The 21599-nt window shown below is 67.8% G+C and carries 17 protein-coding genes; 5 read left to right on the forward strand and 12 right to left on the reverse strand.

The features are described from left to right. The first annotated feature begins 133 nt into the window (after positions 1 to 133). The 3 genes from EV645_RS25790 to EV645_RS25800 all read left to right on the forward strand — a co-directional run bounded on the left by EV645_RS25790 (position 134) and on the right by EV645_RS25800 (position 3784). On the forward strand, positions 134 to 1327 hold the full coding sequence (locus tag EV645_RS25790) for a DUF418 domain-containing protein (RefSeq protein WP_242000656.1): 1194 nt from the start codon (positions 134 to 136) through the stop codon (positions 1325 to 1327). 18 nt (positions 1328 to 1345) lie between these two features. Continuing rightward, positions 1346 to 1957, forward strand: coding sequence for a GNAT family N-acetyltransferase (locus EV645_RS25795; protein ID WP_130446603.1), 612 nt, complete (start codon positions 1346 to 1348; stop codon positions 1955 to 1957). A 105-nt stretch (positions 1958 to 2062) separates the two neighbouring features. Next, positions 2063 to 3784 (forward strand): alpha/beta hydrolase, encoded by a 1722-nt coding sequence (locus EV645_RS25800; RefSeq protein ID WP_130446604.1) that lies wholly within the window; start codon positions 2063 to 2065, stop codon positions 3782 to 3784. A 378-nt stretch (positions 3785 to 4162) separates the two neighbouring features. Here EV645_RS25800 and EV645_RS25805 read toward each other — a convergent pair whose 3' ends face one another. The 11 genes from EV645_RS25805 to EV645_RS25855 form a co-directional block, all read right to left on the reverse strand. Further along, positions 4163 to 6610, reverse strand: a complete 2448-nt coding sequence (locus EV645_RS25805; protein ID WP_242000657.1) for an ATP-binding protein — start codon at positions 6608 to 6610, stop codon at positions 4163 to 4165. 185 nt (positions 6611 to 6795) lie between these two features. Next, positions 6796 to 7239, reverse strand: coding sequence for a hypothetical protein (locus EV645_RS25810; RefSeq protein ID WP_130446606.1), 444 nt, complete (start codon positions 7237 to 7239; stop codon positions 6796 to 6798). After that, entirely contained in the window at positions 7240 to 7986 is a 747-nt protein-coding gene (dapB, locus tag EV645_RS25815; protein WP_198681862.1) for a 4-hydroxy-tetrahydrodipicolinate reductase, read from the reverse strand. A 48-nt stretch (positions 7987 to 8034) separates the two neighbouring features. After that, the gene (locus EV645_RS25820; RefSeq protein ID WP_130446608.1) at positions 8035 to 9852 is read right to left on the reverse strand and encodes a hypothetical protein; all 1818 of its coding nucleotides are present in this window, start codon (positions 9850 to 9852) and stop codon (positions 8035 to 8037) included. A gap of 36 nt (positions 9853 to 9888) precedes the next feature. Beyond that, positions 9889 to 10884 (reverse strand): ABC transporter ATP-binding protein, encoded by a 996-nt coding sequence (locus tag EV645_RS25825; protein WP_130446609.1) that lies wholly within the window; start codon positions 10882 to 10884, stop codon positions 9889 to 9891. Further along, positions 10884 to 11903 (reverse strand): ABC transporter ATP-binding protein, encoded by a 1020-nt coding sequence (locus EV645_RS25830; protein ID WP_130446610.1) that lies wholly within the window; start codon positions 11901 to 11903, stop codon positions 10884 to 10886. The genes EV645_RS25825 and EV645_RS25830 overlap by 1 nt, the downstream gene beginning before the upstream one ends. Then, positions 11900 to 12805, reverse strand: coding sequence for an ABC transporter permease (locus tag EV645_RS25835; protein WP_130446611.1), 906 nt, complete (start codon positions 12803 to 12805; stop codon positions 11900 to 11902). Before EV645_RS25835 ends, EV645_RS25830 begins: the two co-directional genes overlap by 4 nt. Further along, complete coding sequence (locus EV645_RS25840; RefSeq protein WP_130446612.1) at positions 12798 to 13724, reverse strand: ABC transporter permease; 927 nt, start codon at positions 13722 to 13724, stop codon at positions 12798 to 12800. Before EV645_RS25840 ends, EV645_RS25835 begins: the two co-directional genes overlap by 8 nt. Before the next feature lie 10 nt (positions 13725 to 13734). Then, positions 13735 to 15345, reverse strand: a complete 1611-nt coding sequence (locus tag EV645_RS25845) for a peptide ABC transporter substrate-binding protein (RefSeq protein ID WP_130446613.1) — start codon at positions 15343 to 15345, stop codon at positions 13735 to 13737. A gap of 297 nt (positions 15346 to 15642) precedes the next feature. Next, entirely contained in the window at positions 15643 to 17325 is a 1683-nt protein-coding gene (locus EV645_RS25850; protein ID WP_242000658.1) for an ATP-binding cassette domain-containing protein, read from the reverse strand. A gap of 429 nt (positions 17326 to 17754) precedes the next feature. Then, complete coding sequence (locus EV645_RS25855) at positions 17755 to 18372, reverse strand: TetR/AcrR family transcriptional regulator (RefSeq protein WP_198681863.1); 618 nt, start codon at positions 18370 to 18372, stop codon at positions 17755 to 17757. Between the two features lie 77 nt (positions 18373 to 18449). Here EV645_RS25855 and EV645_RS25860 point away from each other — a divergent pair, with 77 nt between their 5' ends. After that, a complete protein-coding gene (locus tag EV645_RS25860; RefSeq protein WP_130446614.1) occupies positions 18450 to 19085 on the forward strand; it encodes a hypothetical protein in 636 nt (211 codons plus the stop codon). After that, positions 19082 to 20263 (forward strand): cytochrome P450, encoded by a 1182-nt coding sequence (locus EV645_RS25865; protein ID WP_130446615.1) that lies wholly within the window; start codon positions 19082 to 19084, stop codon positions 20261 to 20263. The genes EV645_RS25860 and EV645_RS25865 overlap by 4 nt, the downstream gene beginning before the upstream one ends. Here the strand turns inward: EV645_RS25865 and EV645_RS25870 are convergent. Next, positions 20202 to 21560 carry an FAD-binding oxidoreductase gene (locus tag EV645_RS25870; RefSeq protein ID WP_130446616.1) on the reverse strand — a complete coding sequence of 453 codons (1359 nt, stop codon included), beginning with the start codon at positions 21558 to 21560 and terminating at the stop codon, positions 20202 to 20204. The genes EV645_RS25865 and EV645_RS25870 overlap by 62 nt on opposite strands. Between the last annotated feature and the right edge of the window lie 39 nt (positions 21561 to 21599).

The following is a 21599-nucleotide window of genomic DNA, read 5'->3' on the forward strand; positions in this document are numbered from 1 at the left end:
AATCAACAACAGGTGTCACAAAGGTGGTCGTAACCCCACCCCTGGAGTGGGTTCAGGACGCTGGGTACGGCGTCCGGCGACCGGGAGGATCGAGGTAACAGTTCAAGACCTAAACAGTTTTGGAGATCCTCCCGTGACTACAACTCTCGCCCCGGCCAGATCCGACTCAGATCATCGCGGACCGGTCACCGGTAAAGAACGTGCGCTCGCTCCCGACCTCATCCGCGGCGCGATGCTGCTGCTGATCGGCCTGGCCAACAGCGCGAACTTCGCCTTCGCGGGCCAGCCCGGCGTGGAGAGCGCGCCGCACGGCTTCGAGCGAATCCTGAACTTCCTCAAACTCACCTTCGTCGACGCCCGCGCGTACCCGGTCTTCGCGGTGATGTTCGGCTACGGCCTGGTCCAGCTCGCGCGTCGGCAGCAGACGTCCGGCGCGACGCCGAGCGCAGTACGGCGGATCCTGCTCAAGCGCAACGGCTGGCTGGTCGCATTCGGCCTGCTGCACGCGACGCTGCTGTACTTCGGTGACTTCCTCGGCGCGTACGGAGTCGTCGGGATCATCTGCGCCCTGTTCCTGCTGAACCGCGGCGACAAGTTCCATCGGATCGTCATCGGCATCTGGGCGTTCATGGCGGTCGAGGTCGTCGTCTTCGGGGCCCGGGCAGTGCTTGCCGTCGTCAACAGTTCCGGTCCCGTGCACGCGCTGACCAACGAGCCGAACCCGTCGCTGGCGGCAACGTCGTACTTCGCGAGCATGGTCGACCGGCTGCACGAGTACCCGGCGCACTTCGCGAGCGTGCTGGGCTTCATCGTCATCGTCTGGCTGGGGATCTGGGCCGCCCGCAAGCAGATCCTCGAGAACCCGGCCGCTCACAAGCCCTTGCTGGTCTCGGTTGCCTCGATCGGTCTCGGCATCACCGTCCTCGGCGGACTGCCGCTGGCCTTCGTCGGCGCCGGCTGGCTGCACGTCGACGAGTCGGCGGTCGGCGCACTCAGCTACCTGTCCCACGTCAGCGGGATGTTCGGCGGACCTGGGTACGTCGCCCTCTTCGGTCTGCTCGTCGCCCGCATCAGCAAGCTTTCGCTGCCGGTCCGCGCGATCTCCGCACTGGGTCAGCGCTCGCTGTCGGGCTACCTGTTCCAGTCGGTGTCGTGGATGGTTCTGCTCGCACCGTTCACGCTGGACCTGCGGTTCGGGAGTACGGCGTACACCGCGGCGCTGGTCGCGATCGGGGTCTGGATCATCTCCGTCGTCGGCGCCTACGCGATGAGCAGGCGTTCCTACCGCGGGCCGGCCGAGACCCTGCTGCGGCGGCTCGTGTACTGACTTGCGAGGATGAGAGCCATGAGTGACTTCGGCGTACCGGAACCCGCCAACCTCTCCGATCTCTCCGGGCAGTCCGGTGAGTCCCCGGTGGCCGAGACGAGTGTGCGGCTCGCGCTGCCGGCGGAGGCGAACGAGATCGGCGAGATCCAGGTCGCGGCCTGGCGGTCGGCGTACGCCGGGCTCCTGCCGGCCGATGTCCTTGCCGACCTCAACCCGGCGCAGTTCGCAGCCCAGTGGCGGGCCGCGCTGCTCGCGCCGGGCGAGGCCCGGAACCGGGTGATGGTCGCGCTGGCCGGCCGTACGTTGGTCGGCTTCGCGGCCATCACGCCGTCGGACGACCCGGACGCCGATCCGCAGCGGGACGCCGTGATCGCCGAGCTCGCAGTACAGCCGGACGCGACCCGGGCCGGCCACGGCTCCCGGCTGCTGAACGCCGTCGTCGACACGATCCGCGCCGACGGCTTCGGCCGGTTGACCGTCTGGGTCAACTCCACCGACGACGTCCTCCGCGCCTTCTACACCGAAGCCGGCTGGGCTCCGGACGGTGCCCACCGCGAGCTGGATCTGTACGGCGACGAGTCGGTCCGCATCAAGCAGATCCGGCTGCACACCGATCCGGGAACCGCATAGCAGTCGCTCGATCGGCGACGAGCCGGGGGTGGTGCTCGACCACGTGACGCGGACATGACAGGTTGTCACGGTCCGATCACGTAACGCCATCCGCTGGAGTTCTGCATGAAGTACCTGACCCTGGCCGTCGGCCTGGGCATTTCCGCTGCTGCCGTTCTCGTCATACCGGGGTCCGGGGCGACCGCCTCGATGCAGACGGCGACCGTCGTCGACAAGCCGCACCAGGTGGCCAACAAGTACCTCGAGCAGAGACCCGACTGGATCCTGTGCGGTGACCCCGAGTTCCGCACGTACTGCGCGAAGATCACCGTTCCGCGCGACTGGGCCAACCAGTACGCCGGGAACGATCTCCAGATCGCGGTCAGCAAGGTCGCGCCCGCCAAGGGCAAGCCGAGCCGCGTGGTGTTCGGCAACCCGGGCGGACCGGGCGGCGCCGGCCTCGGCATGGCGCCGTACCTCGCGAGCCAGGCGCCGCTGGCCAAGGACCACCTCACCGTCGGCTTCGACCCGCGGGGCACGGGCGGCAGCACCAATGTCAGCTGCGACGGCAGCCCCGGCTACACGATGGATGCCCGCGATCGCGACCCTGCGAACCAGGCGCTGATCTCCGAGGCCTCGGCGATGGTCAAGCCGTACTGCGACCGCCAGTCCCGCGGGCTCCTCCCCTACATCACCACCGCGCAGACCGTGCAGGACATGGACCTGATCCGGCAACTGCTGGGCTTCGACAAGATGGACTACGTCGGGTACTCCGGCGGCACCTGGCTCGGGGCCTACTACCAGACCTACTTCCCCGACCACGTCGGCCGCTTCGTTCTCGACTCGAACACGGACTTCACCAAGACCTGGTTCGACACGTTCGTCAGCCAGCCGCAGGCGTTCGAGCGCCGGTTCCGTGAGGACTTCGCGCCGTGGGCAGCGAAGTACGACGACCAGCTGCACCTCGGTTCGTCACCCGGTGAAGTCATCCGGACCTACGAGCGGTTGCGGCGAGCGCTGAAGGAGCGGCCCGCGGTCGAGGAGTTCCTGGACGCGGCGGTTCAGGTGACGTACGACCAGAACACGTTGGACATGATGGTGGCCAACGATATGTATACAAAGCTCGACTTCTATTCACTCGCGGTCGATATGGCATTTATCCGCGACCTTTCCGCGGCACAGGCAAAAGGTGGCCCGCAGGCCGCGCAACACCGGGTCGACGGCCTCTCGCCGGCTCGCCAGCAGCAGCTCGTGCAGCGCGCGAACCGTGCACCGGTCGGGCTCCGCACGTTCGGCCCGTCTGGCACCGTCGACTCCGAGGACGCGACTTTCAACGCGATCACCTGCAACGACACCGCGTGGCCGCAGGGTCCTGAGGCCGGCGCACAGCTGGCGGCCCGCCTCGGTCCGCACTTCCCGCTGATCGGCTGGACGATGACCGAGAACCCGTGCTTCTACTGGAACCGCCCGAACCTCACCATGCCGACGCCAACCGGCAAAGGCTTGCCCACAACGCTGATGGTGCAGTCGGTGCACGACCCGGCCACCAACTACGGCCTCGCCGTCTCGGCCCACAACCGGTACGCGGGTTCGCGACTGCTGACCGTCACCAACGAAGGCGACCACGGCATCTACGGCGGCGTGAACCACTGCGCGGACAGGATCGTCAACACGTTCCTCACCACCGGGAAGGCACCGGCCAAGGACGCCAGCTGCGCCGGCGAAGGTATCCCGGCGCCGGACAAGCTGATGCCCGGCCTCGACGGGGCCGGCACCGGCTACAGCAAGGAAACTCCTTTACGAAGGATCGCCGGATTCACAAAAGCCGTTTCCGGTTATCTCCGCTGAACGAACGCTTGACCAGGCGTTTGAAAGTGGGCCGGAATTGCCTACGCACGGGCAGAATCCGATCACCATCGGCGAATTCCGGCCGCTGCTTTCGTTGTCAGGACATATTTGTCAGGGCGATGTCAGGGTTGCGTCCCTGTCTGACACAGCGTGATCACGACAACCTTGAGTCAGCGCGGAGGAGCCAGTCGTCGACTGGGAGGGCTCGATGACGGTGACCATCGCGGACGTGGCTTCGGCCGGCTGTGAGGTGGGGGGACTGCCTGGGGGGTCAGACAGAAGGCACAGCCGGCCGGGTCACGAATCGTGCGCCCGCGCCTCTAGATCCCTCGCGGGGTACCGTCGATCCCCCAGGTCGTGGTGCCTCGCGAGGCATGTTCAAGTCAGGGTCGGTGAGCCGGCCGCAGCCGCGCCGGGTGGCGGATAACCGTCGGCCACCGCGGCCAGCGGGACAGCCCGGCCGGCCGACCAGGCGGTCCGGAAGGCCCGGCGTTCCAGCGCCGCTTCGACCGCGGCTCGCGTCGCTTCGCAGTCAGCCTTCTCGATCACCGGCACAGGCGCACGGATGACCTCCCGGATCCCGTCGGCGGCACCGAGCAGGAACGCGGCGTACTCGCTCCGCTCACGCTGTTGCGCGACCGCTGCCAGTTCCTCGAGCACACTGGCCGACCGCCACCGATCGCCCAGATCGCGATGCTCGGCCAAGCTCTCGTCCAGCAGGTGTACGGCGCGCTCGGTGTAGCCGCGACGCCGCTCGATGATGCCGAGCTGGTTCAGCGACCAGGCCACACCCTCGCGGTACCCGAGCCGCTGGGACAGCGCGAGGCTCTCCTGCAACAGGTCCTCCGCCTCGACCAGCTCACCGCCGTACTGCGCGATCGCGCCGAGGCTGATGAGCGACCAGGCGAGACCTTCGCCGTCGCCGACGACCCGGAACGCGTCGCGGGCGCGCTGGCACCGGCGCGCGCCGATGTCCAGGTCGCCGCGCAGCCAGGCCACGAAACCGAGGTGGTTGTGCGCCCAGGCCATCCCGGCGCGGTCGCCGAGGCTCTCGTACAGGTCGTAGCTCTCGCAGTGCAGATCCTCGGCGGCGCCGTAGTCCCCGCGTTCTCGAGCGACTCCACCGAGGCGCTGCAGCACGAGCGCAGTACCAGCTGCGTCGTCCAGATCCTTGTACTGACGCAGGGCGGTCTGCAGGCGGTCGGTCGCGGCGTCGTACTCGCACTGGAGGAACGCCAACGTCCCAGCGCCCAGATTTGCTTTCGCACAGGCCGGGGACAGGTCAGCCATCAGGTCGGCCGGTAACGAGTCTCCAAGTGCCAATGCTCGCTCCAGCCAGCGACTGCCCTCGGCGTAGTGGCCATGCATCGAGCAGAACAGCCAAAGGCCGGCGGACAAGCGCAGTGCGGCAGCGGGCGAGCTGGTCCGCAGTGCCCAGGCCATCGCGGCCCGGAGGTTGTCCAGCTCGTTCTCCAGCCGGTCGAGCCATTCCTCCTGCGTCGGACCTCGTAGCTGTCCTTCGGCCTCTTCGGCCAGGCTGATGTAGAACTGGGCGTGCCGCTCGGCTGCCTCGTCCGTCCGGCCCACAGCCACCAGCCGGTCGGCCGCGAACTCCCGGATCACCGCGAGCATGTAGTACCGCGTGACGCCACGCCGCCGGGTCACCCGGATCAAGGACTTGTCGACCAGCCGTCCGGTGAGGTCGAGCGCTTCGGCTCGCTCCAACGGACCCGGATGCGCCTGCCCGGACATGACCGTCGCGGCCGCGTTGAGCGTCCAGCCGCCGACGAAGACCGACAGCTGGGCGAACACGTCCCGCTCGGCCGGCGTGAGCAGGGCATGGCTCCACTCGATCGCGCCGTACATCGACTGCTGGCGTGGCGACGCGGTCCGTGAACCGCCGGCCAGGATGCCGAACGACGTCTCGAGTTCGGAAGCCAGCTCCTCGATCGTCATCACGTTCGTCCGCGCGGCGGCCAGCTCGATCGCCAGCGGCATGCCCTCGAGTCGGCGTACGACGCGGGCAACCTGATCGAGCTGGCCGGTCGTGTCGTAGCCGCGCGCGGTCGCCCGCTCGACGAAGAGCCGGACGGCGTCCGATGTCTCCGGCTGGTCCTCGTCGTGCGGCAGCGAGAGCGCCGGTACGACGTACACGCTCTCGCCGGGGAGCCGTAGCAGCTCGCGGCTGGACGCGAGGATCGACAGGTTCGGGCAGTACTCCAGCAGCGCAGCGCTGATCTGACCGACTGTGGCCACTACGTGCGAGCAGTTGTCGAAGACCAGCAGCATGGCGCTGCGGCCGATCTGCTCGGCGATCTCCTCGACCAGTCGCGTGCTCTCCAGCGGGTGCAGGCCGACGGACGCGGCGACCGCCGGCATGACACCGGCCGGGTCGTTCAGCGCAGCGAGCGGCACCCAGCAGATGCCGTCCTGGAAACTGTCCGCGACCTCGTTCGCCACTGCCAGCGTGAGTCTCGTCTTGCCGACCCCGCCCGGCCCGGTCAACGTAAGCAAACGCGTGATTCGCTTCCCCAGCAGGCGACTCGTCGCGGTCAGCTCGGTCGTGCGCCCGATCAGTTCGCTCGTCGGCGCCGGCGGTTGCCGCATCGGCGTGCGGGTGGTGTCCGCCTCTTTGCGGGCGGCCGCGGTGAGCCGGGAGCGGTCGGGATCGCCGAGTCGCAGCGCGTCAGCGAGCAGGCGCAGCGTGTGCGCCCGCGGCGCACGCCGCCGGCCCCGCTCCAACGCCGCGATCGCGTCGACGCTCAGTCCGGCTCGTTCGGCCAGTGCCTCCTGCGACAGCCCGGCTTCACGCCGGTGCCGACGCAACAGGCCACCGAATCCGGCCCCCTGCACGTCGTCCGAGCCGCGGCGAGACCCTTCTGATGGCACAGGACGGCCCCACCCAGTCTCCGACCTTTACGTGGCGGCTGCCACGTACCCTCACGAAGGTATCCCGTTCAACCCCGCGTTGTCAGTGTTCCCGGGTCCTTCACAGCGAACTCCCGAGTAACTCAGGACGTCTTGTCGTGCTGGGAAATCGCGGCCCGCATGGTCGCGCGGGCCCGCTTCCGGTCCCCCGCCGCGTCGTACGCCGTCGACAACCGGAACCACACGCGCCAGTCGTCGGGCGCCGCTTCCGCTTCGGCCTTGTACTTCCCGAAGGCCTCGTCCGCGGCCGCCCGATCGATCCGCCCGGATGGCCGCCGCGGCAGATCGTCAACCGGCAAACCGCCCGACGCCTCCAGTTCGCGCGCCAGCACTTCGGTCTGCCGGCCGAACTGGAGCTCCCGCCACACCAGGTATGCCCCGAGCAACGGGATGACGAGAACGGCGATCCCCAGCACGATCGCGACCGGCTCACCGGTCCCGATCAGCAGCACACCCCGCCAGCCAAGCAGTACGGCGTACGCGACGAAAACGACCGCCAGCAGGATCGCCGTCCGCTTCCCGCTCATTTAGGCGAGGTCCAGGAAGTGTTCTAGGCCTACGGTCAGGCCGGGGGTGGTGCCGATCCGGCGTACGCCGAGGAGGACGCCGGCCATGAACGACGTACGGGCCATCGAGTCGTGGCGGATCGTCAGGGTCTCCCCCTCGTCGCCGAGCAGGACCTCCTGATGCGCGATCAGGCCGCGGAGCCGGACGCCGTGCACCCGGATCCCGTCGACGTCCGCGCCGCGCGCACCGTCGAGGGCGGTCGTGGTCGCGTCCGGGATCGGCTTGGACCCGGCCTCACGACGCGCGTCCGCGATCAGCTCCGCCGTCCGCCGGGCGGTGCCGGACGGGGCGTCGACCTTGTCGGGGTGATGCAGCTCGACGATCTCGACCGACTCGTAGTACGGCGCTGCCTTCGCGGCGAACTGCATCATCAGCACGGCGCCGATCGAGAAGTTCGGCGCGATCAGTACGCCGGTGGACGGGCTGCCGGCAAGCTGCGAACGCAGCGTGGCCAGCCGCTCCTCGTCGAACCCGGTGGTGCCGACGACCGCGTTGATGCCGTGCTCGATGCACCACGCGAGGTTGCCCATCACGACCTCGGGCCGGGTGAAGTCGACGACCACCTCGGCACCGGCCTCGGTCAGCTGGTCCAGCTCGTCACCCTGGTCGAGTCGCGCGACCAGCTCACAGTCGGCGGCCTCCTCGACCGCGAGGCACGTCTGAGCGCCCATCTTGCCTTTGGCTCCCAGCACACCGACCTTGATCATGCGCACCCTTCCTGTCCCGGCCGCTCCGGATTCAAGGGCAACAGGATCTCATCCCCGGGACCGGGCGCCCCGCTCGGCCTTGGGCACCCAGACCTGCAGCCCGATCGTCTGCTCGGCCGGGGCGAGCTGTTGGTAGTCGGCGTGGAAGTTCAGGCCGCAGGACTGCAGCGCGGTGATCTCCGAATCCGAGATCTGCCGGTTCAGGATGATCAGCGGCGCCCGCTCCGGACGACCCTTCCGGCAGACCTCCTCGATGCCGGCCGCGGTCCGGGCGCGCTCCGTCGGCGCGATCCAGGCCTCGCCGAGCGGCCTGCCGCCGAGGATCAGCACCAGGCCGGCCATCTTGTCGAACGCCAGCATCGGCCGGCCGCCTGGCTCGGTGTACGGGCGGAGATCGGCGGCCAGCTTGCGGTAGTCCGCTTCGTCGGCCGGCGTCAGGTACAGCCCCTTCAACGCGGGCAGCGTCGACGCCACGGTCAGCTCGGAGTGCCCGGCCGAACGGTACGGATACCGGAACAATCCGGTGTAGGCGATCGAGGCGGTCGCGACCAGCGATCCCACCAGGACGAGTCCGAGCGTCACCCGCGCCGCGATCGGCGTCGCCCAGATCCCGGTCAGTACCGCGATCATCACCGCGGCCCAGGCGGCGAACGCGTTGAACCCGATCGTGTAGAGCGCGGTGTTCGTCCCGAACGCCTGAACCAGCGGCAGCAGCACGAGCAGGCCGAGGATCACCCACGTGCGCGTGTTCTCCCGGCTCAGCCTCGAGCACTCCGTCACACCGAACCGGTGCGCGATCACGGCACCGGCAGCAGCGACGACGGCGACAAGTACGGCGGCCAGCAGCGTCACGGCGTACGTCGCGGTTTGCTGCGATCCGCCGATCGCGGCGCCGTCGACGACGACTCGTCGTACGGACAGGATCAATGCGAGCAGCACCAGGACCGCGGCGGCGATCCGGAGCCAGCGCCAGCGGGCGATCACGGTGAGCGCGGTCGCGACCAGCAGCAGACCGTGGTCGCGGAGGGTCTGGCCGAGCAGTCTGATGCCGCTCGACCAGTAGAACTGCAGCAGCTCGGTCGGCGAGTACGACGTACCCGCGATGAATTTGTTCACGGTGACGATGCCCGGCACCGCCACGTTCAGGCGGACCACGAACAGCTGGACGACGAGCGCAACCACCGCGACCCCAGCCAGGGCGAAAAGGATGCCTCGGGCAACGGCTCGCCAGCTCTGACCGGCCAGCACGACCACCGCGGCGATGACGATCAGCCCGATCACCACGACCGAGGTCCACTTCGCCAGCACCATCACGCCGATCACCAGGCCGGCCACGACCGGCACCCAGAACGGCACCGGATCGCCGCGGTCGACCGCCGTCGCCATCCACAGCACGCAGGACACCAAGGTCAGCGCGCCGAGCAGCACGACATCGTTGTACCCGGGCGACTGCGGCAGCCAGGCGTAGCACATCCCGCCCGCGGCCAGGATGATCGCCATCCCGGCCAGCTCCCACAGCTTCGTCGCCGGCATCCCCGGCCGCCGCCCGCGCAACCAGCGCATGAAGCTGTAGCCGAAGAGCAGATGGACGACGACCACCGTGAACAGCCGGAACAGCCGCAGCCGGTCGATGTTGTACCCGAACCACTCGAAGATCGGCCCGTACAGGTACTGCACGCCGGTCAACGCCAACGGATTGCTGTCCCACCACCGATAGGACAGCAGGTAATAGCCCTCGTCGGTGATGTCGAAGCCCTCGTTGGCGGCCCGGGCCGCGGTCAGGATCCACCACGCCGCCAGCCCGCCGGCGACCACGATCACCCCTACGAGCAGCACGATTCGCTTGCTCGCCGAGGAAACACCCACGGCCGCCACCCTAGGCCATCACTCAACAGCTATTACTCAGGCCGGGGCGAAGGCGGTCTGCGCATCCTCGGCGAAATGACACGAAACGGTCTGCCCGGACGCGATCTCCCGCAGCTCGGGTACGTCGGTGCTGCACCTGGCCTCGGCTCGCAGACAGCGGGTGTGGAACCGGCATCCGGACGGAGGCATCACCGGCGACGGCGGGTCACCGGCCAGCACGATCCGCTCGCGACCCTTCCGGGCCAGACCGGGCTCCGCGGACAGCAGCGCCTGCGTGTACGGGTGCGCGGGGACGTCGTACACCTGCTGGTGCCGGCCCAGCTCGGCGACCTTGCCGAGGTACATCACCGCGACCCGGTCGGAGACGTGCCGGACCACGGACAGGTCGTGGGCGACGAAGATGATGCTGAGACCAAGCTCACGCTGCAGCCGCATCAACAGGTTCACCACCTGCGCCTGGACCGACAGGTCGAGCGCCGACACCGGCTCGTCACACAGCAGTACGTCGGGGTTGAGCGCGATCGCCCGCGCGATCCCGATCCGCTGCCGCTGGCCGCCGGAGAACTGGTGCGGGAACTTCGTCTCGTCCTCGGGCCGCAGACCGACCAGCTCGAGCAGCTCCCGGACCCGGGCGCGGATGTCGATACCCTTCCCGACGTCCGGGTGCACCTCGAACGGCTCACCGACGATCTCGCCGACGCGCATCCGCGGGTTCAGGCTCGAGTACGGGTCCTGGAACACCACCTGGACGTTGCGCCGCCAGCGCCGCAGTTCGCGGCCCTTGAGCCTGCTGACGTCCACGCCGTTGTACTCGATCTGGCCCGCGGTCGGCTTCTCCAGGGCGGCGAGCAGCCGGACCAGCGTGGACTTCCCGCAGCCGGACTCGCCGACGATGCCGAGCGACTCGCCCTTGCGCAGCGTCAGGTCGACGCCGTCGACCGCTCGGACCAGCGTCTTGGCGCCGAAGTTCAGCGCCGGGCTGATGTCGTAGTGCTTCACGACATTGGTTGCCACCAGCAACTCATCGGTCATCAGACTGCCTCCTTCGCCGCGATCGACGTACGCCGGATGCACGCGGCATCACGTCCTGGTCCGACCGTGAGCAACGGCGGCACCTCGGCGGCGCAGTCGTCGATCGCGATCGGGCACCGGGGCCGGAACGCGCACCCCGACGGGATCGCCAGCAGCGACGGCGGCGTACCGGGGATCGTCGGCAGCTCCTGACCCTTGAGGTCGGCCGACGGCATCGAGCCCAGAAGCCCTTCGGTATAAGGGTGAACGGGATACTCCAGCGCCTCCGCGGTGGCGGCGCGCTCGACGACGTGGCCCGCGTACATCACCACGACGTTGTCGGCGACGTCCGAGACCACGCCGAGGTCGTGGGTGATCAGTACGACGCCCATCTGCCGCTCAGCCTGCAGCTCCGCGATCAGCTCGAGGATCTGAGCCTGCACGGTCACGTCGAGCGCGGTGGTCGGCTCGTCCGCGATCAGTACGTCGGGATCGAGCGCGAGCGCCATCGCCAGCATCACGCGCTGCCGCATACCGCCGGAGAACTCGTGCGGGTAGTCGTTCACCCGCTTGGCCGCGGCCGGGATCCGCACCTGGTCGAGCATCTCCGCAGCCTTCTTGAGCGCGTCCCGCTTCGACATCCCGCGGTGGACGCGGTAGCACTCGGCGATCTGGGTCCCGACCGATTGGACCGGGTTCAGCGCGGACAGCGAGTCCTGGAACACCATCGTGATCCGGTCCCCGACGATCCGCCGCCGTTCCTTGGTCGTCATCTGGATCAGGTCGGCGCCGCGGTACTCCGCCGTACCTTTCAGGATCCGGCCGGGCGGCATCTCGAGGATCCCGGTCAGCGCCTGGGTCGACACGCTCTTGCCGGACCCGGACTCTCCCAGGATCGCCAGCGTCTCGCCCGCGCGCACCTGCCACGACACGCCGTCCACGGCCCGCACCGGACCGCGTGGTGTGTCGAACTCGACGGTCAGGTCCTCGACCTTGAGCAGTACTTCGCCAGTCTTGTGTCCACTCTTGTGTGCAGTCATCGCAGCAACTTCGGGTCGAGGGCGTCCCGGATCGAGTCGCCGATGATCATGAACGAGATCGTCATCGTGGAGATGAACAACGCCGGCCAGATGAACAGGTGCGGCGTATCGCGGTACGACGCGGCCACGCCGAACTGCGAACCCCACGAGATCGACGGCGGCTGCAGACCGACGCCGAGGAAGGTCAACGCGGCTTCCAGACCGACCATGCCGCCGATGCCGAGCGTGGTCATCGCGAGCAGCGGCGCCATCGCGTTCGGGAACACGTGCTTGCGCAGGATCCGGACCGGCGGCACACCGATCGACCTGGCCGCCAGCACGTACTCGCGGTTGCGGACCGAGAACACCGTCGCCCGCATCAGCCGCATACCGCCCGGCCAGCCGATCAGGAAGATGACGCCGACGATGATCCAGATGCTCCGGTTCTGCACCGAGTTCAGGATCACGATCAGCACCACGATGCCGGGGATCGAGAACAGTACGTCGGCCGTCCGCGAGATCAGGCCGTCGACGAAGCCCGGGAAGTATCCGGCCAGCAGACCGAGCGAGCCGGCCAGGATGAACACGCCGAAACTCGCACAGATGCTGACCAGCACCGACGGACGGGCGCCGTAGATGACGTTGGCGAAGTAGTCGCAGCCCTGGATGTCGAAGCCGAACGGATGCCCCGGGCCGCGGCCCTGCCGGCTCTTGGCGAGCTCGCAGAACCGCGGATCGGCGGATGTGAACAGCCTCGGCACCGCCGCCATCGTGAAGAACGCCAGCAGCAGCAGGCTGCACAGCACGAACTGCGGCTTGCGCAGCAGCGCCCGCAGCAACTCGCGGTTGGACAGTGTGCGGCCGTCGCCGAGCTCCTGCGCCTCGGCGCCGACGGCCGCGGTGATCTGTTGGACGTCAGACATTGCGCACCCTCGGATCCACGACGCCGTACAGCACGTCGACCAGCAGGTTGATCACGATGAACGAGATGAAGGCGAGCGTCGACAGCAGCACCACGACCCCGCCCTCCTTCAGCTTGATCGCCTGGAACATGAACTGGCCGAGCCCGGGCAGGTTGAAGATGCTCTCGGTGATGATCGCGCCGCCGAACATGCCGGCCAGGTCGAGCCCGATGAACGTGATCACCGGAAGCAGCGCGTTCGGCAGGATGTGCCGCCACAGCACCCGCTGCTCCCCCAGTCCCTTGGCCCGCGCGGTCTTCACGAAGTCCGCGTTGACCGTCTCCACGATCGACGTCCGCAGCAGCCGGGCCAGGCCGGCGAACCCGAGGACGCCGATCACCAACGCAGGCAGCAGGTACGACCTCGGGAACCCTTCGAGCACGCCCGACACCGGGAACCATTTCAGCTCGACCCCGAACAGGTACTGCGCGGCGAAGTACGCCACCAGCCCGGGGACCGCGAGCAGCACCAATGTTGTCAGCAGCAACGACCGGTCGACCCAGCCGTTGCGCTTGAACCCGGCGTAGATGCCGAAGAACAACCCGAGCGTCCACTGGAACGCGTTCGCGAGCAGTGTCAGCTTGAGTGTCACCGGGATCCGCAGCCGGAGTTGATCGGCGATGTCGGCTCCGGCGAACGTCGTACCGAAGTGGCCGGTGAGGATGTCCTTCATGCTCAGCAGGTACTGGACGATGAAGGGGTCGTCGAGGTGGAACTGGGCCCGTTTGGCCGCCAGCACGGCCGCCGGGATCGGCTTGTCGCCGGCCAGTTCCCGCAGGGGGTCTCCGGGCATCGCGAAGACGAGCGCGTAGACCCCCAGCGTGACGACCAGTCCGATCGGGATCGCCGCGAGGACGCGGCGAAGGACGAAACGAATCACTTGGCGGCGCTCACTTGAAGGTGGCCCAGAGCGCCGAGACACCGACGTACTTCGACACGCGCGGCTCGATCTTGGCCGAGTGCAGGTACGCGTTCGACTTGGTGTAGAGCGGGATCAGCGGCATGTCCTCGAGCGCGATGTCCTCGGCCTGCTGGTACAGCTTGATCGCCTTCTCCTGGTCCGGCTCGGCGTCACCCTTGGCGAGGACCGCGTCCAGCGCCGGGTTGCTGTAGCCGGCGAAGTTCGCGTCACCGTTGGACTTGAACATCGGCGTCAGGTAGTCCTCGATCGACGGGTAGTCGTGACCCCAGCCGCCGAACCGCAGACCGTCCAGCTTGCGGCTGTCGGCCAGCTCGGTGATCTCCGAACCCTGCTTGCCGGTGTACTTCACCTGCAGGCCGAGGTTCTGCCGGAGCATGTTGCCGATCGCCTCGGCGAAGATCTGCCCGGTCGCGGATGTCGTGCTGTAGCTGATGTTGACGACGCCGGAGAAGCCGCCGGCTTCCTGCAGCAGCTGCTTGGCCTTGGTGGCGTCGAAGTCGCAGTACTTGCAGGCGTTGTCACGGTAGCCGTCGATATCCGGCGCGATCAGGCCCTTGGCCGGGTCGGACAGGCCGACGAGATCGGCGAAGGCCTTGCGGTCGATCGCCTCCGAGAACGCGTGCCGCAGCTTCGGGTTCTTATACCGCGCGTCCCAGGCCGGGAAGACCAGGTAGTTCGCGCCGGAGCTGACGCTGGTCACCCACTGGTCCGGCGCGTCGGTCTTGAAGCTCTTCACCTTGGTCGACGGCACGTCGGTGAAGTCGACGTTGCCGGCCAGGAACTCGTTGTACGCCGTGTCCGCGTTCGGGATGAACCGGTACGTGATCGAGTCGGCCTCGGGCGCGGCCGAAGCCTTGTACCCGTCCCACTTGGCCAGCTTGATGTCGTCACCGGCGTTCCAGTCGGCGGCGAGCTTGTACGGGCCGTTGCCGATCGGCTTGCGCTTGTAGGCGTCCGGGTTCTTCCGGACCTCCTCCGGCAGCGGGGCCAGGCCGAGGTACTGCAGGGTCAGACCGAACTGCGAGAACGGCACCTTGAGCTTCACCGTGAAGGTCAGGTTGTCGACCTGCTTGAGACCGCTCAGCGTCTTCACCGCGGTCGGCTTCGGCGTGGCGCCGTCAGCCGTCGGCGGGTTCAGCGCGTCGTACCCGTCGACCTTGGAGAAGAAACCGTTGTTCTTCCAGGCGTTCGAGCCCTCGGCGGTCATGTTCCAGCTGTCGACGTAGTCCTTGGCGGTGACCGCCTGGCCGTTCTGGAAGGTGTTGCCGGGCTTCAGCTTGATCGTCCAGGTCTGGCTGGTCTTGTCCGGCGTGACCGAGTCGGCCATCACGTTCTGCAGCTTGCCGGTGTTCGGGTCCGTGGTCACCAGCGGGGCGAACATCGCCATCGCGACCTGGATCCCCGGGCTGCCGTTCTCGTTCAGCGGGTTGATGTACTCCAGCGGGTCGGCGGCGATCGCGATGACTTCGCTCTTGCTGCCGGAGCCGCTGCCACCGCTGCTGCTCTTGCCGTCTCCACACGAGGCGAGTACCAGCGTTAAGCCGAGCACCGCCCCCACTACCCCAGTCAGACGTCGCACGGTCAAACCAACTTCCTCGGCGGGAGGGCCGCTAGGCGGGCGGATCACGTCATGGTGGCTGGTCGAAACTGCGCATGTCAACGTTGTCAGGCACAAAGCGGCGGCGCGTAACGTAGGCGTTACTTTGCCAAGACCTCAGATGACCAGCCGTTCCTTGCGGAGCGAGCCCTCACTTAATCAGATCAGTCCATCAGAGTCATCAGATGACAGACCAGATCACACCAATTTGGTCATGTGCTCACAAATGCGCAGTCGAGCACTGCACCGAGTATTCGAACGCCTGCACACAGTGGTCACTCACTCCTGCTGGGCCGCGAACAGCCGAGCGAAACGGCCGGTTTGCCGGGCCATCAGTTCGGGGTAGGTTCCTTGCTGCACCACCGTGCCGCCGTCGATGACGTAGATGCGATCCATCTCCCGAAGCGTCCACGCCCGATGCGAAACCACGATCGTGATGCGCTCGTCCTTGGTACGGCGGAGGTCGGCGAAGATCTCGCGCTCCGCTTCCGCGTCGATCGCCGACGTGGGTTCGTCGAGGATCCAGACGCCGGCGTTGCGGAGGCGGATCCGGGACAGCGCGAGTCGTTGCCATTGGCCACCAGAGATGCCGGTGCCGCCCCACTGCTGGCCCAGCTGGGTGTCGAGCGGCAGGCCGGCGGCGAACGTGTCCGTGAGGGCAGTCCGCACCGCCTGATCGCTGACCGGATCCGGTGAACCGAGGGCGACGGCATCGCGCAGCGTGAACTCGAAGCGCCCGAACTCCTGCACCAGCAGGCCGAAGTACCCGAGCCGCTCGGCCTCGGTCAGGTGTCGCGCGTCCTTGCCGTCGATCAGCACCCGTCCGCAGTCCGGACTCAGGCTGCCGACGAGCAGGTTGATCGCGGTGGACTTCCCGGCACCGTTGACGCCGACCAGCGCGACGAGTTCACCGCGGTGTGCCTCGATACAGACGTCGTGCAGCACGGGCACATCGTCGTACGCGAAGCTGACGTGTTCGAGGGCGACCGACTCGACCTGGGGTACGACGGTCTGGCGTGCGGCGGGCGGCACACTACGGGCGAAACGCCGGTAGATCATGGCTTGTGGAGCCGCGGTGACGATGCTGCCGAACGCGTACCCGCACTGGCGGATCGCGTTGAGGCCCGTGATCGTGCCTGCAACCGCGGCGGCGGCCGCTCCCCCGTTCGCGCCGCCGGTCACCAGCGCGATCAGGGCTCCACCGAAGAGCATGACGGTGACCAGCGCGGCGGCCAGCTCTAAGTTCATCGCCGTTCTGATCATCCGATCGAGGACGTACGTCGCCTGCGTTCGGCTGCCGGCGATCTGGTCGGCGACCTTCCAGCCGGATCCAAGTACCGCGAGTTCGGTGCCGGAACGCTGCTGGATGAGCTGTTCGGTCGCGTACGCCGCTGCGCGCTCGTACTCGCCGACGCGCGGCCACCCCTTCGCCTCCATCCGCGAGATCAGCGTGAAGGCGAGCACGGTCGGCACCAACGCGGCCAGCACGAGAAGCCCGGACAGCACATTGATCGACGCGATCGCGATGCACAGCAGGACAGACGTGACCGCCGCGCTCAGGACTTGCACCGGCTTGCCCGCGACATCACTCATCGGATCCGTCGCCGCCTGGCTGGTCTCCAGATCCCTGACCACGTCCGGCTCGGCCAGCCGACTCGGACTCAACCGCGCCGCCACGTGCGCAAGCTCAACGCGATAGTCGAGCCTGAGGCGCAACATCATCCGCTGCCCGGCGATGTTCGACACCTGGGTGATCGGGTACATCGCGCCGACCACGACGGTCAGCCCCAGCAACGGTCCCCAGGTCCCGCCGCCGTCGACCAGCGAGCGGATCAGCACAACCTGTGCACCCGGCAGAAACGCCAGGACCAGTTGCAGCATCGAGTGTGCCGCCAGCCACCCCGGAGCAACCCGGAGGGCATCGAGCATCGAATCGCGGGCAGTACGGAACGCATCCAGCACAAGGATCCTCTTTCACGCAGACAGGCCGGAGCCGCGCCGGGTATCCGGCGCCGCTCACCGCAGCCGTCAAATGCGTGTCATCCCAGAATCGGGCCCCGCCCGTCCAAATGGGATCCAGTGGCAGATCACGTGGTGACGTTTTACCGACCCAGGCTAGTACCCGTTCAGGTCGTGACAGCCCACAGCCCGGTGGGCCGCCGGTTCGGTTGGACGGCGCGAGCTGGTGCCTGGTCGCGATTGCGGCGGGCGATCGGAGACGTGTTCATGTGCAGCTCGACAGGACGTATACGTCCACTGGAAGCCAGCGCCCGCCTGCGCACACCTGAATCCAAGCCCAATCCCCGAACACTTCCTGTCGAGCTTGCACACCGACCCGAGGCCCGGGCGTGGGAGCGGCGGGTTACGGCCCGAGCTTTGCTTGGAGCGGGGCTACCGGGGCGGGAGGAGCTGGGTTACCAGGGCGTCTGCGGTCCACTGCTGCCAGCGGTCCGGCGACCAGCCCCTCCGGGTGGTGAAGAACTGGTACATCTCCGGGCTCTGCAGGGCGAGCGCGATGTCGGTTGCCATCGCGGTGTCGAGCCCGTCGCGCAGCGGCGTCTTGCCGGCGAGGGCGGCGATGAACCGCTCCATCACGACAGCGCGCTGGGCGTTGTTGGTCATCCACAGCTCGTGGATCTCGGGATCCCCCGGTGCGGCATGCGCGACGACCTGGAGAACCGGCGCGACCCGCTCATAGATCTCCCGGGCGATCCCGGCCAGCTCCTGCAACTGCGCCACCGGATCGGGATTGTCGATGGCGGCCAGCACCCGAGGCCGCTCCAGTGTCGGCACCGGCTCGTCGTCGCCGGCGATCGCGACGTCGAGCAGCTCGCTGAGCAGCGCGCGCTTGGTGCGGAACGTGAAGTACAGCGTCTGCACGGCCATCCCGGCCTCGTCGGCGATCGCCTGCATCGACGTCGCGGAGTACCCCCGGCTGGTGAACAGGGTCTGCGCTGCCGTCCGCATCCGCTGCCGGTTGGCCTGCGCCTTCTCCGCTCTCACGCTCATGCCGACAGGTTACCAGTTGACTAGAGCGAGCCACTAGTGATTCGCTAGAGGAACACTCTAGCGAAATCGGAGCAGCGATGACCGAGACCCTTCCGGCGCCGACCGGCCTCCGCCGGCAACTCCGCACCACCGCACGACTGACCGCGTTCATCGGCGGGCCGGTGTTCTGGCTCGGGACGCTGCTGCATCCGGCCCGCGACGGCTGGAGCATCGCGAACGTCGGCGAGCGTTACGGGCTGACGCACGACATCCAGGCGGCGGGCCTGGCGCTGCAGATCGTCTGCCTGGCCAGCATGATTGCTCTGGGCAACCAAATCGGCCGCCGTCGCGATCTGGGCGCGTGGTACGCCGCGCTGGTCGGCACGCTGCTCTGGTTCGCGCTGATCATCTTCGACGGCTCGCACAACCCGGTCCGAGCGGAGTACGCGCCGAGCATGGTCCACGAACCCGTGGATCTCGATACACCCGCGGCGCTGATCGTGTTTCCGGCGTTGCTCGTCTTCCCGCTGAGTTATCTCTGGCTGGGCTGGACGATGCGAGAGCGGCTGCGGCTGGTCGGCGTGCTGCTGGGTGCCGGCGCTCTTGCCTACACGATCGGCGGCCTGTTCATCTTCACGTCGGGTCCGCGGTTCGGCCTGATCCAGATCTTCGAGGTCGCCGGCGCGACCGTGTACGCCGTCGGCTACATCCTCCTCGGGCGGCGAGCAGCATGAACCTCATCGAGTCCCTGCTGTCACCGGCCGCTCGGGCCGATCCGTTCCCGCTCTATGCCGAGGCGCATCGTCTCGGCCCGGTCCTGCCGATCGCCGACACCGTCTTCGTGATCGTCGGCTACGCGGCGGTCAACGAAGTACTGCGGAATCCGGGCTTCGGGATCCCCGCCGATCCGTCGAGCGAGCCGTCGCTCGAGCTGATGCAGCGATCGATTCTTCGAGCCAATCCTCCCGACCACGGGCGGATGCGATCGCTGATCTCGCAGGTCTTCACGCCCCGCCGCGTCGCCGCTCTGCAACCTGCGATCGAGGCCGCGGTGGACGATCTGCTCGACAGTCTCCCGACGACGGTCGACTTCATGGACCGGTTCGCGTTTCAGTTGCCGGTGACGGTCATCTGCGAGCTCCTCGGCGTACCGGCGTCCGAGCGGGATCGCTTCCGTCCGCTCGCGTCCGATCTCACGGCGGCGCTGGAGCTCACCGACGCGTCGGATGCCTCCGCCGATGCGGCAGCGCATGAGCTCGGCGAGTACTTCGCCGAGCTGATCCGAGAACCTTCAGCCGACGGGCTGGTCGGCGCTCTCGTCGCTGCGCGCGACGCGGGAGACGGGCGACTGTCCGACGAGGAGCTGCTCGCGAACCTGATCCTGCTCCTGGTGGCCGGCTTCGAGACGACCACCGACCTGCTCGGCAACGGCTTGGCCATCCTGCTCGACCAGCCACACCTCGCCTCAGATCCCGCGGCCTTCGTCGAGGAGGTACTGCGCTACGACTCCCCCGTGCAGGTCACGACCCGCGTCGCCCGCACGGACGGACTGTCGGCCGCAGGCATCGCGATGCCCGCGGGCAGCAACCTCATCCTGCTGCTCGGCGCGGCGAACCGTGATCCGGCACGCTTCCCGCAGCCCGATCGGTTCGATCCGGCGCGCGCCGACAACAAGCCGCTGAGTTTCGGTGCCGGCACGCACATCTGCCTTGGCAACAGCCTGGCCCGCTTGGAAGCGAAGGTGGCCTTCGCTCGCCTGCTCGACCGCTTCCCGACGATCACGTCCGCCGGACCAGCCACCCGCCGCGATCGGCTGGTGTTGCGCGGCTATCAAACGCTCCCGGTCCGGCTCAGTTCGGCGGAATGTTCTGGTTCAGGTGGAACAGGTTCCCAGGGTCGTACTTCTGCTTGAGCGCCTGCAACCGGTCGTACGTCGTCGCGCCGTACGCCGAGCGGATCCGGTCGGTGTCCTCGTCGGTGAGGAAGTTGACGTAGACGCCGGCCTGGTGGGGTTCGAGCGCCTTCGAGGACTCCCGAACCCACTCCCGTTGCGCCTCGAATCCGTCCGGACCGAGGGTCGCGCCAACGAAGTTGAACGCGTGCCCGTGCGAGCGACCGCCGTACGACGTGCTGTCCGGGTCCATCCGGGCGATCGCACCGCCGAGATGGAAGATCGGGAACAGCGAGAACGGCGAATCGATCGCCAGCCCGCGCTCGACGGCGATGTCGATCACCTCGTCGGTCAGCTCGTCGACGTCGCACGCACGGGTGTAGTACCAACGCCCGTGCGGGAAGGTCGGGTCGAGCATCGACTGCAGGCTCAGGAAGGGCCGCGCTGTGCAGAGATCCAGCATCGGTGGCGCGAAGGCCTTCAGCGGTGCAACAACCCGCTCGCCGTCCTCGACGGATCCGGAGTAGCTCACGACGACGACCACCGCCGGCCGCGCATGCAGCTCGGTCGGAATCGTCGGCAGGGAAGGCAGACACCGGTGCACCACCGCGGTGGTCAGCTCGTCCGGCACGTCCGCGATCCAGTCACGATAGAAACGCATAACCTCGGGCGACTGATCCATCGGCCAGGCGACGATTCCGGCGTACACGGTCGGGCCGACCGGATGCAGCTGGAACTCGAACTCGGTGACGATGCCGAAGTTGCCGCCACCGCCCCGGATCCCCCAGAACAGCTCGGCGTTGGTGTCCGCGCTGGCCGTCAGCAGCTCGCCCTCGGCCGTGACCACGTCGACCGAGAGCAGGTTGTCGATCGTCAGCCCGTACTTGCGCATCAGCCAGCCGATCCCACCGCCGAGCGTCAGCCCCGCCAGCCCCGTATGCGTGACAATCCCGGCAGGCGTCGCCAGCCCGAACTCCTGCGTCTCGCGATCGAGCTCTCCCAGCAGTACGCCGGCTTGTGCGCGAGCGGTACGCCGTACCGGATCGACCCGGATCCCCTTCAGCAGGCTGAGATCCAGCACGATCCCGCCGTCACAGGTCGAGTGCCCCGGGAAACTGTGCCCGCCACCCCGCACGGCGACCGGCCCGCCGGCACGACGCGCGTACGCGAGCGCGCTCCGAATATCGGCGACCCCGGTACAGCGTGCGATCACCCCGGGCCGACGATCAATCGACCCGTTCCACACCTTGCGGTACTCGTCGTACGACGGATCGCCCGGATGAATCAGCTCACCCCGGAAGTCCTCGACCGTGCCCATGACCTGCCCCCAAGCCTCCCCCAGGCCATCTGTCAGTCT

Source organism: Kribbella rubisoli (assembly GCF_004217145.1).
Taxonomy (GTDB): Bacteria; Actinomycetota; Actinomycetes; order Propionibacteriales; family Kribbellaceae; genus Kribbella; species Kribbella rubisoli.

What these genes read in the sequence shown, in the direction of transcription:
- EV645_RS25795 (WP_130446603.1), top strand. Translation starts at nt 1,346, where the DNA reads ATGAGTGACTTCGGCGTACCGGAACCCGCCAACCTCTCCGATCTCTCC.
- EV645_RS25800 (WP_130446604.1), top strand. Translation starts at nt 2,063, where the DNA reads ATGAAGTACCTGACCCTGGCCGTCGGCCTGGGCATTTCCGCTGCTGCC.
- EV645_RS25810 (WP_130446606.1), bottom strand. Translation starts at nt 7,239, where the DNA reads ATGAGCGGGAAGCGGACGGCGATCCTGCTGGCGGTCGTTTTCGTCGCG.
- dapB (WP_198681862.1), bottom strand. Translation starts at nt 7,986, where the DNA reads ATGATCAAGGTCGGTGTGCTGGGAGCCAAAGGCAAGATGGGCGCTCAG.
- EV645_RS25825 (WP_130446609.1), bottom strand. Translation starts at nt 10,884, where the DNA reads ATGACCGATGAGTTGCTGGTGGCAACCAATGTCGTGAAGCACTACGAC.
- EV645_RS25830 (WP_130446610.1), bottom strand. Translation starts at nt 11,903, where the DNA reads ATGACTGCACACAAGAGTGGACACAAGACTGGCGAAGTACTGCTCAAG.
- EV645_RS25835 (WP_130446611.1), bottom strand. Translation starts at nt 12,805, where the DNA reads ATGTCTGACGTCCAACAGATCACCGCGGCCGTCGGCGCCGAGGCGCAG.
- EV645_RS25855 (WP_198681863.1), bottom strand. Translation starts at nt 18,372, where the DNA reads ATGAGCGTGAGAGCGGAGAAGGCGCAGGCCAACCGGCAGCGGATGCGG.
- EV645_RS25860 (WP_130446614.1), top strand. Translation starts at nt 18,450, where the DNA reads ATGACCGAGACCCTTCCGGCGCCGACCGGCCTCCGCCGGCAACTCCGC.
- EV645_RS25865 (WP_130446615.1), top strand. Translation starts at nt 19,082, where the DNA reads ATGAACCTCATCGAGTCCCTGCTGTCACCGGCCGCTCGGGCCGATCCG.
- EV645_RS25870 (WP_130446616.1), bottom strand. Translation starts at nt 21,560, where the DNA reads ATGGGCACGGTCGAGGACTTCCGGGGTGAGCTGATTCATCCGGGCGAT.